This window comes from Methylocella tundrae (assembly GCF_901905185.1).
Lineage (GTDB): Bacteria > Pseudomonadota > Alphaproteobacteria > Rhizobiales > Beijerinckiaceae > Methylocapsa > Methylocapsa tundrae.
The window spans coordinates 1-15377 of record NZ_CABFMQ020000057.1; the positions used below are offsets into that span (position 1 = coordinate 1).

Consider the following 15377-nt stretch of genomic DNA (forward strand, 5'->3'; position numbering starts at 1 on the left):
TCTTCAACAAGATCAAGCACTACCGCGGCGTCGCCACGCGCTACGACAAACGAGCCGACAATTTCCTCGCCGGAGTCAAGCTCGCCTCAATACGCATCTGGTTGCGCCATAATGAGTCGATGACCTAGAGCGGAATGCGTTCAAGCAAAATCGCATTCCGCTCTTTAAGCCTTTGTTTTACCGCATGATGTGGGCCGGAAAGTCTGCAACTTTTCGGCATCATGCTCTAAAGAGCCGGACGCGATTCTTATTGGATCGCATTCTGCTTTAGAGTTTCGGCGGCGAAACGAAAAAGCGCCGCCAATTTGCGGCTCTGATGCAATACACAGAAGGCGTGTTTTGGACCGAGCGGATCAGTCCCGCCGATGCCTGGCTCCCGCCTCCCCTACGCCTCGCCGAACGCTCGAGGGCGCCGCAATCATCGGGGTCGCCTTGCGTTTAAGGCGACCGGTCATATATGACCCTTACGACCGTTACACATAAAAAAATCAAATAAAAATCAAAAATAGGGGAGGAGACGATGGCTAGAGCGAGCCTGCGCGAGAAGATCGTTGACGCCGCCGTGGAGTGCTTTCACGCGCAAGGCTTCAACGGCTGTAGCGTCCAGGATATCACCGAAGCGGCCGGTGCGCCGAAAGGGTCCTTTTACAATCATTTTAAAACCAAGGAACTGTTGGCGCTGGAAGCTTTGACCCGCTATCGCAAGGAGAGTCGAACCGCCATGCTGTTTGAAGGCGACAAGCCGCCCTTGCAGCGTTTGAGGGCTCATTTCGAGTTTCTCGCCGAGAGGCTGGAAGGCTGGAAATTCGAGAGGGGATGCATGGTCAGCAACTTCGGAGCAGAGATGGCCGATGCTTACCCCGACATGCGCCGGGCGCTTGCGGAAACCCTGCTGGTTTGGAGCGCCAACATCGCCTCGGTCCTGCGTCAGGCTCAGGCCGCGGGGGATTTATCCAAAGACAAAGACCCGGAGCTTTTTGCGCGTTTCCTGGTCGACGCATGGGAGGGAGCCGTCAACAGGGCCAGAATGGTCAAGAGCCGCGCCCCTTTCGACGAATTCCTGATCGTCGCCTTCAAAGCGCTTCTGGCCTGAAGGGCGCCCTCATATGGCGAATTGCATTCGTTGACAGCACATCCCCATTATCCGTAAGCGGCGCCGTATTAGCGCCGCATCTTGAGCTTTCCATATGGTTACCGGCCGCGCCGACGGTCGGGCTCAGGAGGGGGAAATCATATGCTTCACGAGCTCAAGGCGCGTCGAAAAGAGATCGAAACGCTGGTCCAATCCTCTGAAAAGGCTCTTGTCGAGGCGCGCAATTCGGCCGCCCTCGGCGGACACAGCCGCGCCGTGCTGCTTCATCTTGAAAGAAAGGTCCACGCCGGCAAAAAGGATCTGGCCCGGCTTGATTCGCAATTGGCGATCGGGGCCGCCCCCATGGATGCGCGCGAATAGGCAGAGCGATCTCTATCGTCACGCGCAGAGCGATGACGAAACTTTGCCGAACGATCAAAACTCTGCTTTCGGCCTCAATATGAAATAACCGGCGGACGCGGCCGCCGGCTGGATGATTGACGGCATGAACATAAACGCGAGGAGCGGCTCGCGCCCTGCTCAATCAGAACAGCCCGACAACATTGCCCTTATCGTCGAGATCGATTTTCGTCGCCGACGGAACCTTTGGCAGACCCGGCATGGTCATCACATCGCCGCAGACGAGCACAATGAACTCGGCGCCCGCCGCGAGCCGCACTTCGCGAATGTTGATCTCGTGGCCGGTCGGCGCGCCGCGTTGCTTTGCGTCGGTCGAGAAGGAGTATTGCGTCTTGGCGATGCAAATCGGGAAATGGCCGTAGCCATCGTCCTGCAGCTTCTTGATCTGATTGCGAACCTTGGCGTCCGCCGTGACTTTGCTGGCGCCGTAAAGCTTGGTCGCAACCGTCGTCGCCTTATCCCACAACGTCGCAGACTCGTCATAGACAAAATGAAAATCGCTGGGGACCCTGTCGATCAGGTCGACAACCGTGCGAGCTAGTTCTTCGGCGCCCTTGCCCCCTTCCGCCCAATGGCGGCAGACGACGATTGGCGCGCCTAGATCGGCGACGCTCTTGCGCAACAATTCGACTTCCCCTTCCGTGTCGGCCGTGAAGTGATTGAGCGCGACGACGACGGGCAAGCCGTAATGATTGCGGATGTTGTTGACATGCCGCTCGAGGTTGGCGAGCCCTTTACGCAAGGCATCGAGGTTTTCGACGTTGAGCTCTTTGAGTTCAACGCCGCCATGATATTTGAGCGCGCGTATTGTTGCGACGATGACCGCCGCCTGCGGGCGCAGGCCAGATTTGCGGCATTTGATGTCGACGAATTTTTCGGCGCCGAGATCGGCGCCAAATCCCGCCTCCGTCACAACATAGTCAGACAGTTTGAGCGCCGTCTTGGTGGCCAGCACTGAATTGCAGCCATGCGCGATATTGGCGAAGGGACCGCCGTGAATGAACGCCGGATTGTTCTCGAGGGTCTGCGCGAGATTCGGTTTCAGCGCGTTCTTCAACAGCACGGCCATCGCCCCATGCGCGTGCAGATCGCGGGCGTGAACGGGCTTTTGATCGATGGTGTAGCCGATCACGATAGCGCCGAGCCGCTGCTTCAGATCATCGATCGAGGTGGCGAGACAGAAGATCGCCATCACCTCGGAGGCGACGACGATGTCGAAACCGTCCTGGCGCGGAAAGCCGTTGGCGGTTCCACCCAAAGCAATCGTAATGTCTCGAAGCGCGCGGTCGTTCATGTCGACGACCCGCTTCCATGTGATGCGGCGAACGTCGATCCTGAGCTCATTGCCGTGATGGACATGATTGTCGATCATCGCCGCCAGCAGATTTGTCGCGAGCGCGATGGCGCTGAAATCTCCGGTGAAATGAAGGTTGATATCCTCCATTGGAACGACCTGCGCGTGGCCGCCGCCCGCCGCGCCGCCCTTCATGCCGAAGACCGGACCAAGCGATGGCTCGCGGAGGCAGATCGAGGCTTTTTTGCCGATGCGATTGAGCGCGTCCCCGAGCCCCACCGTCGTCGTCGTCTTGCCCTCGCCAGCGGGCGTCGGGCTGATCGCAGTAACGAGAATCAGCTTGCCATCCGGCCGGTCTGCAAGGCTGTCGATATAGTCGAGCGAAACCTTGGCCTTGTAGTGTCCGTATGGCTCAAGATGTTCATCATCGATGCCGAGCTTTTCAGCGGCTAATTTGGTGATGCGCTCCATCTTGGCGCGCTGGGCGATTTCAATGTCCGAGGACATGGCGGCTCCTGAAACTGTCTTGAGGCTTAGGCTTCGACGACATTCTGCGGCTTGCCGGCGGCAAAGGCTTCGACATTGTCGATCAGCTGATCGGCGAGGATTTGCATCGCCTCCCGGCTGGCCCAGGCGACGTGGGGCGTGATGATGAGATTGGGAAGCCGGAGATCGAGCAGAATATTGCCTTGCTTTGGCGGTTCGACAGTCAAAACGTCGAAGCCCGCGCCGCCGATTTTGCCTGCCGTCAATGCCTCGGCCAAAGCCGCTTCATCGACGAGGCCGCCCCGGCCGGTGTTGATGAGCAACGCGTCGGGCTTCATCATGCCGAGTTCGCGCGCGCCGATCATGTTCTTGGTCTCGGACGTCAGCGGCGCATGCAGGGTGATGATGTCGCTTTCGCGGATCAAAGTATCGAGGTCGACGAGGCCCGGCTGCGGAAACACGTCATAGGCGAGCACCTTCATGCCGAAAGCCTCGGCGATGCGTCCGACCACTTTGCCGAGGGCGCCATAGCCGACGATGCCGATGGTCGAGCCGCGCATGTCGCGGATCGGATGATCAAAGAAGCAGAACTGGTCGCTTTGCTGCCAGCGGCCCGCGCGCACGTCTTCGACATAAGGAATTATGTTGCGGCGCAAAGCGAAGGCCAGCGCGAAGACATGTTCGGGAACAGTATTGAATGCATAGTTTCGAATGTTCGAAACAACAACGCCATGTGCTTTGGCGTAGGTCTTATCGACGACATCAGTGCCCGTCGCAGCAACCGCAATCAATTTGAGATTGGGCAATTGCGCGAGAGTCGCTTCGCGCAGCGGCACCTTGTTGATGATCGCGATTGTCGCATCGCGCAGGCGATCGACGATCTCCTCGGGCGCAGTGACCGCATATTCTTTGTAGCTGTGCGGAAAGGACGGCCTCCGCACATTGGCTTCAAGAGTCGAACGGTCGAGAAAGACGATCGAATGTGACACGGCGCTCCCTTCTGAAACTGTTATTTGAGACAATGTTGGCCAGCACGTCGCAGGACGGCGTCAATTCCCTAGCATAGTCCCGCGCCGGTCGGCAGCATCGACGCTCAACAAGCGAGACGGCCGGCTCATTGCAAGGCAAGGGGAAGGCTCCAAGGCCACGCGCGGCGAGCGAACGCGGCTCAAGGAAGGCGCGGGTCATGGGCCGCGCGGCAGGGAGCGGGAAAGCGCGTGGCGCTTTCCCCATTTTGAAAAGGCTAAGCCGCCTTTTCAGCCTTGGCCGCCGCGTTTGCGGCACGATAATGGGCCTGCGCCGCCGCGACGCCGCTGCCGAGTTCAACGGGGATGCCGACATCGGCCATCGCCATCTCGGCTCCGGAGATCGCGCCAAGCAACATCAGTTCGTTGAGGTCGCCAAGGTGGCCGATGCGGAACACTTTGCCAGCGACCTGCGACAATCCGGCCCCGAGCGACATATTGTAGCGATTGTAAGCCGTGCTGATAACGTCGACGGCGTTGTAGCCTGGCGGCACGACGATCGCCGTCACGGTGTCAGAATACCATTTCGGTTCTTTGGCGCAGGGCTGCAGGCCCCATGCCTTGACGGCCGCGCGCACGCCGCCAGCCAGCCGGTGATGGCGCGCAATGACGTTATCGAGGCCTTCTTCGGACAGGATCTTCAGCGCTTCGCGGAGGCCGTAGAGCAGCGGCAGCGGCGGCGTATAGGGGAAATAGCCGGTTGCGTTGGCCTTGGTCATATCCTCGAAGTCGAAATAGCAGCGCTTTGACGTCGCCTTCTTCGAGGCGGCGATCGCTTTCGGGCTCGCCGAAAGCACGCTGAGGCCGGCCGGCAGCATCAGACCTTTTTGCGAGCCGGAAATGGCGAGATCGACGCCCCATTCATCCTGACGGAAATCAAGGCTCGCAAGCGAGCTCACGGTGTCGACATAGAGCAGAGCCGGATGGCCGGCCGCGTCAATGGCCTTGCGCACGGCCCCAATGTCGCTCGCGACGCCGGTGGCGGTTTCATTGTGGCACGCCGTGACCGCCTTGATCTGGTGCGACTTATCGGCGCGCAAAATCTCCTCGATCTTTTCCGGCTTCACGCCGGTGCCCCACTCCTCCTCGAGAACCTGCACCTCGAAGCCGAGCCGCTGCGCCATATCGATCCACAAATGCGTGAACTGGCCGAAACGAGAAGCGAGAACCTTGTCGCCGGGCGACAAAGTGTTGGTGAAGGCGGCTTCCCACGCGCCCGTGCCGGAGGAGGGGTAAAGGAAAACCTGCCCATCCGTCGTCTTGAAGATCTTCTTCAGATCCTGAAACAGCGGCAGAGTCAGCTCTGGGAACTTCGGCGACCGGTGGTCTTCCATCGGCACGACCATAGCGCGCAGGACTCGATCCGGGACATTGGTCGGCCCTGGGACGAAAAGAAAGTGGCGGCCCGCCATTATGCATCCTCCATTAGTACTACTTTTGTAGTGTCCACGAAAAAGCCGACAACCGCAAGTCTTCGGCTAGAGCTAGACCGATTTCGCAAGAAATCGAATAAATTCTACTTCGCTCAGAACCCGGCGCGCGGCGCATGACCGCCCGCTCAATCAAGAGCTAGCCTTGCCGAGCGACCAGAATGGCCCGGAAATCATTCACATTAGTGCGCGTCGGCCCAGTCACGACTAGATTGTTAAGCGACGCGAAGAAGCCATAGCCGTCATTATTGGCGAGCCGGTCCTTCGCGAAGACGCCCGCAGCCGCGGCCTTCGCCAGACTATCAGGAAAAAGCAGCGCGCCAGCATTGTCTTCAGTGCCGTCGATCCCGTCGGTATCGGCTGCAAGCGAGCAGATGCCGGCATGCCCGTCGAGAGCGACGGCAAGCGCGAGCAGAAATTCCGCATTGCGCCCGCCGCGTCCCGCCCCGCGCACAGTGACCGTTGTCTCGCCGCCCGAGATCAGCACGCATGGCGCCGCCGCCGGCTGATCGAAATGATAGACTTGGCGCGCAATAGCGGCATGCACCAGGGCCACATCGCGCGCCTCACCCTCGACGTCATTGGCGAGAATGAGCGGCGCGACGCCGGCGCTTCGCGCGACCGCCGCGGCTGCCTCGAGCGACATTTGCGGCGTCGCGATGATCTTATTGACAACCCCATCAAGCCGGGGATCCCCCGGCTTCAGCGTTTCCGACTGCGTTGATTCCAGATAGGCCCGAACATGCGCCGGCGCGGCGATCTGATATTTGTCGATAATCGCGAGAGCGTCGGCCGACGTCGTCGGATCGGCGACGGTCGGTCCAGACGCAATGACGCTTGGATCATCGCCCGGCACATCGGAAATCAGCAATGCGATGACCCGCGCCGGCGCCGCCGCGGCCGCAAGCTTGCCGCCTTTGATCGCCGACAGATGTTTGCGCACGCAGTTCATTTCGGAAATGGTCGCGCCACTCTTCAACAACGCTTTGTTGACGCCCTGCTTGTCAGCGAGGGTGACGCCCGGCGCTGGCAGGGCGAGCAACGCCGAGCCGCCGCCCGAAATAAGGCACAACACCAGATCATCCGCGGTGAGACCTTCGACGGAGGCGAATATGCGCTCGGCCGCCTCCCGGCCCGCCGCGTCGGGCACAGGATGGCCCGCCTCGATCACCTCGATATGGCGGCACGGCGCGCCGTGACCATAGCGTGTGACGACCAGGCCTTCGAGCGGCCCCGTCCAATGATCCTCGACCGCCTTGGCCATTGCCCCCGCCGCTTTGCCGGCGCCGACCACGATCGTGCGGCCAGCCGGGGCAGGCGGCAGATGCGGCGGCAGACATTTCCCAGGCGAGGCTGCGTCAACGGCCGCCTCGAACATATCCAGAAGAAGTTTGCGCGCGTCGAAAGCCATGGAGAGTTTAATTGCCTAATGTTTTTTGTCGGGTTCTTATCGACGCTTTTCTGATCAGCCGCAACCCATCTAAGCATTGTGCGGCGCATAATTTTAATGAGGCTAAACTAAAAAAAATGAAGGCGCGTCCGCTACGGCGATGAAGCTATAAGAACTCCGGCGGCAAGTTACGGAAACTATGCCGAAGCCGTTAAGCTATTGTGATTGACTATAGCTTGATTGAGATTTTCTATAGCGCGTGGCTGAGGCGCGGATGGCCAAGGATCGAAAGGGCTGATAGTCTTGAGATTGGGTCCCGCGCCTTATTCAGCTTAGCGTAGAACTTCGTTAAGGAAGCTGGCGGCCTTAACGCCCGCCGCGAAAAAATGCAATATCGGGCAGGCCCGCGCGAAGCGGAGCGCCTTCAATGTGGAGGAGGGGAAGCTGGACATTCACGAGTATCAGGCCAAGGAAATATTGGCCAATTTCGGCGTCGCAATTCCGCGCGGCGCTGTCGCCTATAGTCCCGATCAAGCCGTCTATTGCGCGACGGAGCTCGGCGGCTGGCACTGGGCCGTGAAGGCGCAGGTTCACTCGGGCGGACGCGGCAAAGCCGGCGGCGTCAAGCTCTGCAAAACATACAATGAGGTGCGCGCGGCTGCGAGCGACATGCTCGGCAAGACGCTCGTCACCAACCAGACCGGGCCCGAAGGCAAGGTCGTCCAGCGCGTCTATATTGAGGTCGCCGAGCCCTTCGAGCGCGAGATCTATCTGGGTTTTGTGCTCGATCGCAAAGTCGAGCGCGTGCGCATCATCGCTTCGCGTTTCGGCGGCATGGAGATCGAGGAGATCGCCAAGGAGCATCCCGAGGAAATCCTGCAAGTCGTCGTCGAGCCCGCAGTCGGCCTGCAGCCTTTCGAGGCGCGCGAACTCGCCTTCGGCCTTGGCCTCAATCTGAAGCAGGTCAGCCGCGCGGTGCAGAGCATGCTTGGCTGCTATCGCGCCTTCCGCGACCTCGACGCAACGATGGTCGAGATCAATCCGCTCGTCGTGACAAAAGACGATCGCGTGCTCGCGCTCGACGCGAAAATGTCCTTCGACGACAACGCCTTGTTCCGCCGCGGCGCCATCGCCGACATGCGCGATCATTCGCAGGAAGACCCGCGCGAAGTTCAGGCCGCCGAACATAACCTCAACTATGTCGGCCTTGAAGGCGACATCGGCTGCATCGTCAACGGCGCCGGCCTCGCCATGGCGACGATGGACATGATCAAATATGCGGGCGGCAACCCGGCGAACTTCCTCGACGTTGGCGGCGGCGCTTCGCCGGAGCGGGTCGCCGCGGCGTTTCGCCTCGTTCTGTCCGACCGCAACGTCAGAGCGATCCTGGTCAATGTGTTCGCCGGCATCAATCGGTGCGACTGGGTCGCCGAGGGCGTCGTCCAGGCCTGCCGATCGCTCAACGTCGACGTTCCGCTGATCGTGCGGCTGGCCGGAACCAATTACCAGGCTGGCCGCGACATCATCGTCAACAGCGGACTGCCGATCATCTCCGCCGATACTCTCGCCAACGCCGCCCGGGCGGCGGTTGACGCGGTGGCCGCCGCGCCAGCCCGCGCCACGGCCTGAGCTGAACTGGGATCAAGAGGGCCTTTCCTGCGCGAGCCATAACCGGGCGAGCGGGAACAGGCCCGGGGAGCTAACGAGATGAGCATTCTAATCGATGAAAAAAGCCGGGTCCTGATCCAGGGCTTCACCGGCGACAAGGGCACTTTCCACGCCAAGGAAATGATCGAGTGCGGCACCAACGTCGTCGGCGGGGTGACGCCCGGCAAAGGCGGCTCGACCCACCTCGGCCTGCCGGTCTTCAACACCGTCAAGGACGCCGTGCGCGCGACCGGCGCGAACTGCAGCATCACCTTCGTCGCTCCGGCCTTTTGCGCCGACGCGATCATGGAGGCGGCCGACGCCGGCGTCGCGCTCGTGTGCTCGATCACGGACGGCATTCCGGCGCAGGACATGATGCGCGTGAAACGCTATCTGCTGCGCTATCAGCGCGGCCGCCGGACTTTGCTGGTTGGGCCGAACTGCGCCGGCATCATCAGCCCCGGTAAAGCCATGCTCGGCATCATGCCAAGCAACATTTACATGAAAGGCTCGGTCGGCATCGTATCGCGCTCCGGCACGCTCGGATATGAGGCCGCTTCGCAAATGAAGGATCTCGGCATCGGCGTTTCGACCAGCGTCGGCATCGGCGGCGATCCGATCAACGGCAGTTCGTTCCTTGATCATCTCGTTCTGTTCGAGCAGGATCCCGAGACGGAAGCCGTCATGATGATCGGCGAAATCGGCGGTCCGCAGGAAGCCGAAGCCGCCGCATGGATCAAGAGCAATATGACCAAGCCGGTCGTCGGCTACGTTGCCGGGCTCACGGCGCCGAAAGGACGCCGCATGGGTCATGCGGGCGCCATCATCTCAGCGTCCGGCGACAGCGCCGCCGAAAAAGCGGAAATCATGAAGTCCTATGGGCTGACCGTCGCGCCGAGCCCAAGCGAACTCGGCTCGACTATGGCCAAGGTGTTGGGGCGCACGGGCGCTGCAGGCCAAACGCCGGCGCAACAGCCCGCGCACGCGCACTAATCCCCAGGCTGGACTGCGGCGAAGCGCATTGCCGCAGTCCAGCAGCGCAAGGGGGCGCTCAAAGCCCGGCCGCTCCATGCTCCAGGAAATCCGCGAGAGTTGAGATTGGCTGGGAGGACGGCGGCTCGGCAAAGGATCGCACCGCCTCATATCCATTGAAGCGAACCGCCTGGCTTGGTTCGCTCGCGTTGTTTCACCATTCGATGCCGACGGGGGAAGCCAACCTCCGCAATCCAGCCAAATTCAAAAAGAGGGGACGTGCCCAGATGACGAACGGAAACGCTTTCTGGCGGTCTCTTCGGAGCGTTCGCCATGACTGAGGCCAAGTTTCACGGGCGCCGCGACCCGATCGTGAGCGCGGTCGACGTCAGCGACGGCGCGCCGTCCGGGGATCGCATCGCCGCCATCCTGTTTCAGCTGCTGCTCGAGGTCGTGCAGCGACAACACCCTGAGATCGCGCCGGTTCTCGCCGGCGAGTCCGTCATCAAGAGCGCGTCGCCTGAAACGCTCTCGCGCATCTTCCAGGCGCATGGCATCTGGTTCCAACTGCTGTCAATCATCGAGCAGGACGCGGCGATGACGGAACGGCGCCAGACCGAAAGCGAACGTGGCGAACAAGCGGTTCCGGGCACATTCGCCAACGCGATCGCAAAAGCCGCCAAGCTCGGCGTCGCCGCTCAAGATCTCGGCGAGAAACTGGCGTTGACCCGCGTGCGCCCGGTTATCACGGCGCACCCGACCGAAGCCAAGCGCGTGACCGTGCTGGAAAAGCATCGTCGCATCTACCGCCTCCTGGTCGAGCTCGAACAACCGCGCTGGACGCCACGTGAACGCGCCGGCATCATCGACCAGCTACGCGACGAAATCGAACTCCTGTGGATGACCGGCGAACTGCGGCTGGAAAAGCCCTCGGTCGAACAGGAAGTCGCCTGGGGTCTGCACTTCTTCCATGAAACGCTTTTTGACGGCGTCCCCGAACTTCTGAAAAAACTTGATCGCGCGCTGCAGCGCTCCTACCCCGGCGAGCATTTCGCGCTTTCACATTTCTTTCAGTTCGGCTCCTGGATCGGCGGCGACCGCGACGGCAATCCTTTCGTCACCAATAGAGTTACGCGGCGGGCTCTTACCGCCAACGCGATCGCGAGCCTGCGCTACTACGAGCAGCGGCTTCTTCAGTTGATGCGAAGCCTCTCGATCGCTGAGCGAGCGCTTCCGCCGCCGGCTGGTTTTCGCGAGGCGCTCAATCGCGCTCTGGCGGAAAGCGGCGAAGGCCCCGAAATTGCGCTGCGCAATCCCGGCGAGCCTTATCGCCAATTTCTGTTCTGCGTCCATCGCAAGCTCAAGGCCACTCTCGCGCTTTACGAAGGCGCGCGGCCGTCGGCTTCCCCTTACATCAGCGCTGACGACCTCATAGCCGATCTCGCCGTGACCGAGGAGGCGTTGGCCGAAAGCGGCAGCGTGGGGCTTGCGCTGGACCTCGTGCGGCCGCTGCGCTGGGCTGTGGAGGTGTTCCGCTTCCGCACGGTCAGGCTCGACCTGCGCGAGAATACGACGCGGCTGACCCAAACCTTGCAGGCGCTTTGGCGCTCCATGCACACTGAGGCGGACGGGGAGCCGCCGGCGCACGATTCCAAGGAGTGGAAGGCCTGGCTCCTTGCCGAACTTGCGCGTCCACACAGCGGGCCTTCGATCCATCGCTCCTTGCCGCCGGAAGCCGAAGAAACGCTCGGCATGTTCAAGCTTGCGCGCGACCAGAACGAAGAATTCGACCGCGAGGCTTTTGGCAGCTTCGTGCTCAGCATGACGCGATCAGCCGCCGATGTGCTTGGCGCCTATCTTCTCGCCAAGGAGGCTGACCTCTACCACGACGCAACGCGGGTCGAGGCCTGCAACCTGCCCGTCTCGCCCCTTTTCGAGACGATAACGGACCTTCGCGCGGCGCCTGCGATCATGCGCGAATTGCTGTCGCTGCCGCTTGTCCGGCGGAGCGCGCGCATGCAGGGCGGAACACAGGAAGTCATGATCGGCTATTCCGACTCGAACAAGGACGGCGGCTTCCTGTCCTCGAACTGGGAGCTCGCGAAAGCGCAGGACCGGCTGACGAAGATCGGCGCCGAAGCCGGCATCCCGATCTCCTTTTTCCACGGCCGCGGCGGGTCCGTCAGCCGGGGCGGCGCGCCGACGGCGCAGGCGATCGCGGCGCAGCCGGCGGGATCCATCAGCGGGCGCTTGCGCGTCACCGAGCAAGGCGAGGTGGTCTCCTTCAAATATGCCAATAAAGGCACCGCCGCCTATCAGATGGAGATGCTGGGGGCGAGTGTTTTCGAGCATGCGCTGATCTCGGAACGCGCCGCCCCGGCGCTGCGCGCCGAATTTGAAGAGGCGATGGAAGCCTTGTCCGGCGCCTCGCACGCGGCCTATGCGGGCCTCATCAATCATCCGGACCTTCTGACCTATTTTCAGTCGGCAAGCCCGCTTGACGAGATTTCGATGCTGAATATCGGCTCGCGTCCAGCGCGCCGCTTCGGCGCTCGTTCGCTGAGCGACCTGCGCGCCATTCCGTGGGTCTTCGCCTGGGCGCAGAACCGCCACGTCATCACCGGCTGGTACGGCGTCGGCAGCGGCGTCGCCAGCTTCCTTGATGTCCGCAAGGAGCGTGGGCTCGCTCTGCTCCGTCGCATGTTTGCAGAGTCCGAGCTGTTTCGCATGATCGTCGGGGAAGTGGAGAAAACCCTCGGCCTCGTCGATCTCGACATCGCGCGCGAATATGCCGGGCTCGTCTATGACGATGACGTGCGCGAGGCGATCTTCGGCATGATCACGGCCGAATATGCCCTGACGCACAAAATGATCTTGAAGATTACAGAGGAAGACGAAATCGGGCAGCGCTTCCCCTCTTATCGAAGCCGGCTCGAACATCGGCTGCCGACCATCAACAAGATCAATCGCGAGCAGGTGGAGCTCTTGCGCGGGTTCCGGGCCTGCACAAACGAACTGAGCAAAGAGGCCTATAAATCCAATCTTCTGCTCTCGATCAACTGCATCGCCAGCGGTCTCGGCGCCACCGGATGAAGCCGCACCAATATAGTATTTAGGAAAAGGAAATGACGCTATGAGCTTCACCATCATCGAACAAGCGACGCCGCGCTTGCATCGCTCGGAACTCGCCGTTCCCGGCTCCAACCCCGGCCTCTTCGAGAAAGCCGCGACGTCAGCAGCCGACATCATCTTCCTCGACGTCGAGGACGCCGTCGCGCCGGACGACAAGGAGCAGGCCCGCAAGAACATCATCGCAGGTCTCAACGAGATCAATTGGGGTTCAAAGACCATGATGGTGCGCATCAATGGTCTTGACACCCATTACATGTACCGCGACGTCGTCGACATCGTGGAGGCATGCCCGCGCCTCGACATGATCTTGATTCCGAAGGTCGGCGTGCCGGCCGACGTCTACGCGATCGACATGCTGGTGACGCAGATCGAGGCCGCCAAGAAGCGCCAGAAACGCATCGGCTTCGAGATCTTGATCGAGACCGCGCTCGGCATGGCCAATGTTGAAGCCATCGCGCAATCGAGCAAGCGCCTCGAAGCAATGTCTTTCGGCGTCGCGGATTATGCCGCCTCGACCCGCGCCCGCACCACCGTCATCGGCGGCGTTAACGCGGATTACGGCGTGCTGACCGATAAGGACGCCAAGGGAGACAGACAGTATTTTTGGGCTGATCCCTGGCACGCCGCGCAAACCCGCATGATGGTCGCCTGCCGCGCCTATGGCCTGCGCCCCATCGACGGACCCTTCGGCGATTTCTCCGATCCCGACGGCTTCATCGCGGCGGCCAATCGCGTCGCAGTGCTCGGCTATGAAGGAAAATGGGCGATCCACCCTTCGCAGATCGAGCTCGCCAATAAGGTCTTCACGCCGTCCGACGCGGAGGTCAACAAGGCGCGCCGGATCGTGGCGGCGATGGACGAGGCGGCGAAAGCCGGCAAAGGCGCCGTCTCGCTCGACGGCCGCCTTATCGATATCGCCAGCATTCGCATGGCGGAAGCCCTTCTGGCGAAAGCCGATTCGATCGGCGTCGCCGCCTGAGTCCAAACGGCAGCTCTTGAAAAGGTTGACGGCTCGGCCGAAACTCGCCCGCGGCGCAAGCTGCGGGCGAGTTCATTTGGCGATCGGCCTATCCGATGAAGATCTTTTACGTCACGCTCAACACTGTCGAAGAGGCTCGCGAGATCGCGCGGGCGGTCTTGGAGCGGCGCCTGGCCGTCTGCTGCAACTGGTTTCCAATTACCTGCGCCTACCGCTGGGAGGAGGAAATCAAGGAAGAGCCCGAGGTGGTTCTGCTCATCAAGACGCGGGCTGGTTACCGGCCAGCGGTCGAGGCGGCGATTGGCAGCGTCGTCAGTTACGTCAATTGCATTGCCGAATTCGCGCCCGACTCGGTGAATGCCGCATTTCTCGACTGGCTCAACCGCGACGTGCCTGAACCCGTGAAAAGCTAGGCTGGAACCGACAAGTGGACAGCTGCGCCTGCCGATCGCGCGCGCTCTTTCGCTTGCATGACGCCGTCCCAATCAGGAGCGCCGGTCGTCAGAAAATTGACGATCGCGCGGGCGGCGCCGCACGCCTCCGCCCGCCATCCGGGATGGCGATGGTTGACCGTGAAATCTGGGAAAAAGAGCGCCGCCAGCGGGCTGTCGCACTGGGCTTGATTTTGCACGTAACGGCGAGCGCCGCGAACGGAAATACCATGCGCGAGAGCCATGTGGCCGCCGATGCAGCCAACCGAACCGCAATCTGCAGCCGCTCGCGTCATGTCGAGCGCAACGGTTCCGTCCATAAGCTTCAACGCGAGCGTGATCAGCTCTTCTCTTTCCCATTCTTCGATGCCGAGCGCGGTTGCCGGCTGATAGGGGTCGTGGTGCTTCATCGACTGCTCCTGGAGGCGATTAACCTTACACGCAGTGACTTGTGAGTCTTGAAGCCTCTCATGAGAGTCAGGATGTGACAAGAGGCGCGTCGCCAAGGGCGGCTTTGATATGGAGCTTATGATTTCATTAGGATATGAAAGCGTGAGATTGGATCCAAGATTGGAAGATCTCATGAGACCGCTCTGCACGCTGACTGCCTTTTTTTTGATCGTCAGCGGCCCCGCGAGCGCTGAAGATGGCGCCGCGGGCGTTGCGCTCACGGGGCTCGGCGGCGAGCAGGCGTCGATAACGCGCGCCGAGCTCGACGCTCTCCCCCGCGTAAAAATCAACGTCGACCAGCATGGCGCCACTCATGCTTATGAAGGCGCCCTCCTCGGCGAGGTTCTGGCTAAAGTCGGCGTTCCTCGAGGCAAGGCCATCCATGGACCGGAGATGGCCGACATCGTCATCGTCGAGGCGCGTGACGGCTACAGGATCGCGCTCGACCTGGCCGGAACGGATGCGGCGACGAGAAGCGATCGCGTGATTCTGGCTGACACTATGGACGGCGCGCCGCTGGAAGATGAGAAAGGCCCGTTTCAGCTCGTCGTCGAAGGCGATCTGCGTCCAGCGCGGGCCGTCCGCATGGTTTCAGCGATCAAGGTCGAGCGCGTCCGCTGAGGCGCAAGGCAGCTGCTGGGTTAAGGAG

The 15377-nt window shown here is 61.3% G+C and carries 13 protein-coding genes and 1 pseudogene; 9 read left to right on the plus strand and 5 right to left on the minus strand.

Annotated elements, in window-relative coordinates; genetic code table 11:
• The 3 genes and pseudogenes from MPC4_RS05370 to MPC4_RS05380 form a co-directional block, all read left to right on the plus strand.
• Positions 1 to 128: pseudogene (locus MPC4_RS05370) on the plus strand (IS5/IS1182 family transposase); the annotation flags it as partial.
• Between the two features lie 392 nt (positions 129 to 520).
• Entirely contained in the window at positions 521 to 1093 is a 573-nt protein-coding gene (locus MPC4_RS05375; RefSeq protein WP_174511618.1) for a TetR/AcrR family transcriptional regulator, read from the plus strand.
• A 141-nt stretch (positions 1094 to 1234) separates the two neighbouring features.
• Complete coding sequence (locus MPC4_RS05380) at positions 1235 to 1453, plus strand: hypothetical protein (protein ID WP_174511619.1); 219 nt, start codon at positions 1235 to 1237, stop codon at positions 1451 to 1453.
• Between the two features lie 163 nt (positions 1454 to 1616).
• On the opposite strand, the gene MPC4_RS05385 is transcribed toward MPC4_RS05380, so the two are convergent.
• From MPC4_RS05385 to MPC4_RS05400, 4 genes are all read right to left on the minus strand, one after another.
• Entirely contained in the window at positions 1617 to 3293 is a 1677-nt protein-coding gene (locus MPC4_RS05385) for a formate--tetrahydrofolate ligase (protein ID WP_174511620.1), read from the minus strand.
• A 26-nt stretch (positions 3294 to 3319) separates the two neighbouring features.
• A complete protein-coding gene (locus MPC4_RS05390; protein ID WP_174511621.1) occupies positions 3320 to 4261 on the minus strand; it encodes a D-2-hydroxyacid dehydrogenase in 942 nt (313 codons plus the stop codon).
• Between the two features lie 254 nt (positions 4262 to 4515).
• On the minus strand, positions 4516 to 5709 hold the full coding sequence (locus MPC4_RS05395; RefSeq protein WP_134490998.1) for an aminotransferase class V-fold PLP-dependent enzyme: 1194 nt from the start codon (positions 5707 to 5709) through the stop codon (positions 4516 to 4518).
• A gap of 157 nt (positions 5710 to 5866) precedes the next feature.
• Positions 5867 to 7138 (minus strand): glycerate kinase type-2 family protein, encoded by a 1272-nt coding sequence (locus MPC4_RS05400; RefSeq protein ID WP_174511622.1) that lies wholly within the window; start codon positions 7136 to 7138, stop codon positions 5867 to 5869.
• 423 nt (positions 7139 to 7561) lie between these two features.
• Between MPC4_RS05400 and MPC4_RS05405 the strand changes: the two genes are divergently transcribed.
• The 5 genes from MPC4_RS05405 to cutA all read left to right on the plus strand — a co-directional run bounded on the left by MPC4_RS05405 (position 7562) and on the right by cutA (position 14260).
• Entirely contained in the window at positions 7562 to 8746 is a 1185-nt protein-coding gene (locus MPC4_RS05405) for a malate--CoA ligase subunit beta (protein ID WP_134492606.1), read from the plus strand.
• 78 nt (positions 8747 to 8824) lie between these two features.
• On the plus strand, positions 8825 to 9757 hold the full coding sequence (gene sucD / locus MPC4_RS05410; protein ID WP_174511623.1) for a succinate--CoA ligase subunit alpha: 933 nt from the start codon (positions 8825 to 8827) through the stop codon (positions 9755 to 9757).
• A gap of 312 nt (positions 9758 to 10069) precedes the next feature.
• A complete protein-coding gene (locus tag MPC4_RS05415) occupies positions 10070 to 12829 on the plus strand; it encodes a phosphoenolpyruvate carboxylase (RefSeq protein WP_174511624.1) in 2760 nt (919 codons plus the stop codon).
• 40 nt (positions 12830 to 12869) lie between these two features.
• A complete protein-coding gene (locus tag MPC4_RS05420; RefSeq protein WP_134490992.1) occupies positions 12870 to 13847 on the plus strand; it encodes an HpcH/HpaI aldolase/citrate lyase family protein in 978 nt (325 codons plus the stop codon).
• A 95-nt stretch (positions 13848 to 13942) separates the two neighbouring features.
• Positions 13943 to 14260 carry a divalent-cation tolerance protein CutA gene (cutA, locus tag MPC4_RS05425; RefSeq protein WP_174511625.1) on the plus strand — a complete coding sequence of 106 codons (318 nt, stop codon included), beginning with the start codon at positions 13943 to 13945 and terminating at the stop codon, positions 14258 to 14260.
• Here cutA and MPC4_RS05430 read toward each other — a convergent pair.
• The gene (locus tag MPC4_RS05430; protein WP_174511626.1) at positions 14257 to 14688 is read right to left on the minus strand and encodes a hypothetical protein; all 432 of its coding nucleotides are present in this window, start codon (positions 14686 to 14688) and stop codon (positions 14257 to 14259) included. The genes cutA and MPC4_RS05430 overlap by 4 nt on opposite strands.
• Before the next feature lie 172 nt (positions 14689 to 14860).
• Between MPC4_RS05430 and MPC4_RS05435 the strand changes: the two genes are divergently transcribed.
• Entirely contained in the window at positions 14861 to 15349 is a 489-nt protein-coding gene (locus tag MPC4_RS05435) for a molybdopterin-dependent oxidoreductase (RefSeq protein WP_174511627.1), read from the plus strand.
• Positions 15350 to 15377 lie beyond the last annotated feature (28 nt).

Excerpts from the sequence above, each read along its gene's own strand:
- MPC4_RS05375 (WP_174511618.1), top strand. The coding sequence starts at position 521 with ATGGCTAGAGCGAGCCTGCGCGAGAAGATCGTTGACGCCGCCGTGGAG.
- MPC4_RS05380 (WP_174511619.1), top strand. The coding sequence starts at position 1,235 with ATGCTTCACGAGCTCAAGGCGCGTCGAAAAGAGATCGAAACGCTGGTC.
- MPC4_RS05385 (WP_174511620.1), bottom strand. The coding sequence starts at position 3,293 with ATGTCCTCGGACATTGAAATCGCCCAGCGCGCCAAGATGGAGCGCATC.
- MPC4_RS05395 (WP_134490998.1), bottom strand. The coding sequence starts at position 5,709 with ATGGCGGGCCGCCACTTTCTTTTCGTCCCAGGGCCGACCAATGTCCCG.
- MPC4_RS05400 (WP_174511622.1), bottom strand. The coding sequence starts at position 7,138 with ATGGCTTTCGACGCGCGCAAACTTCTTCTGGATATGTTCGAGGCGGCC.
- sucD (WP_174511623.1), top strand. The coding sequence starts at position 8,825 with ATGAGCATTCTAATCGATGAAAAAAGCCGGGTCCTGATCCAGGGCTTC.
- MPC4_RS05415 (WP_174511624.1), top strand. The coding sequence starts at position 10,070 with ATGACTGAGGCCAAGTTTCACGGGCGCCGCGACCCGATCGTGAGCGCG.
- MPC4_RS05420 (WP_134490992.1), top strand. The coding sequence starts at position 12,870 with ATGAGCTTCACCATCATCGAACAAGCGACGCCGCGCTTGCATCGCTCG.
- cutA (WP_174511625.1), top strand. The coding sequence starts at position 13,943 with ATGAAGATCTTTTACGTCACGCTCAACACTGTCGAAGAGGCTCGCGAG.
- MPC4_RS05430 (WP_174511626.1), bottom strand. The coding sequence starts at position 14,688 with ATGAAGCACCACGACCCCTATCAGCCGGCAACCGCGCTCGGCATCGAA.
- MPC4_RS05435 (WP_174511627.1), top strand. The coding sequence starts at position 14,861 with ATGAGACCGCTCTGCACGCTGACTGCCTTTTTTTTGATCGTCAGCGGC.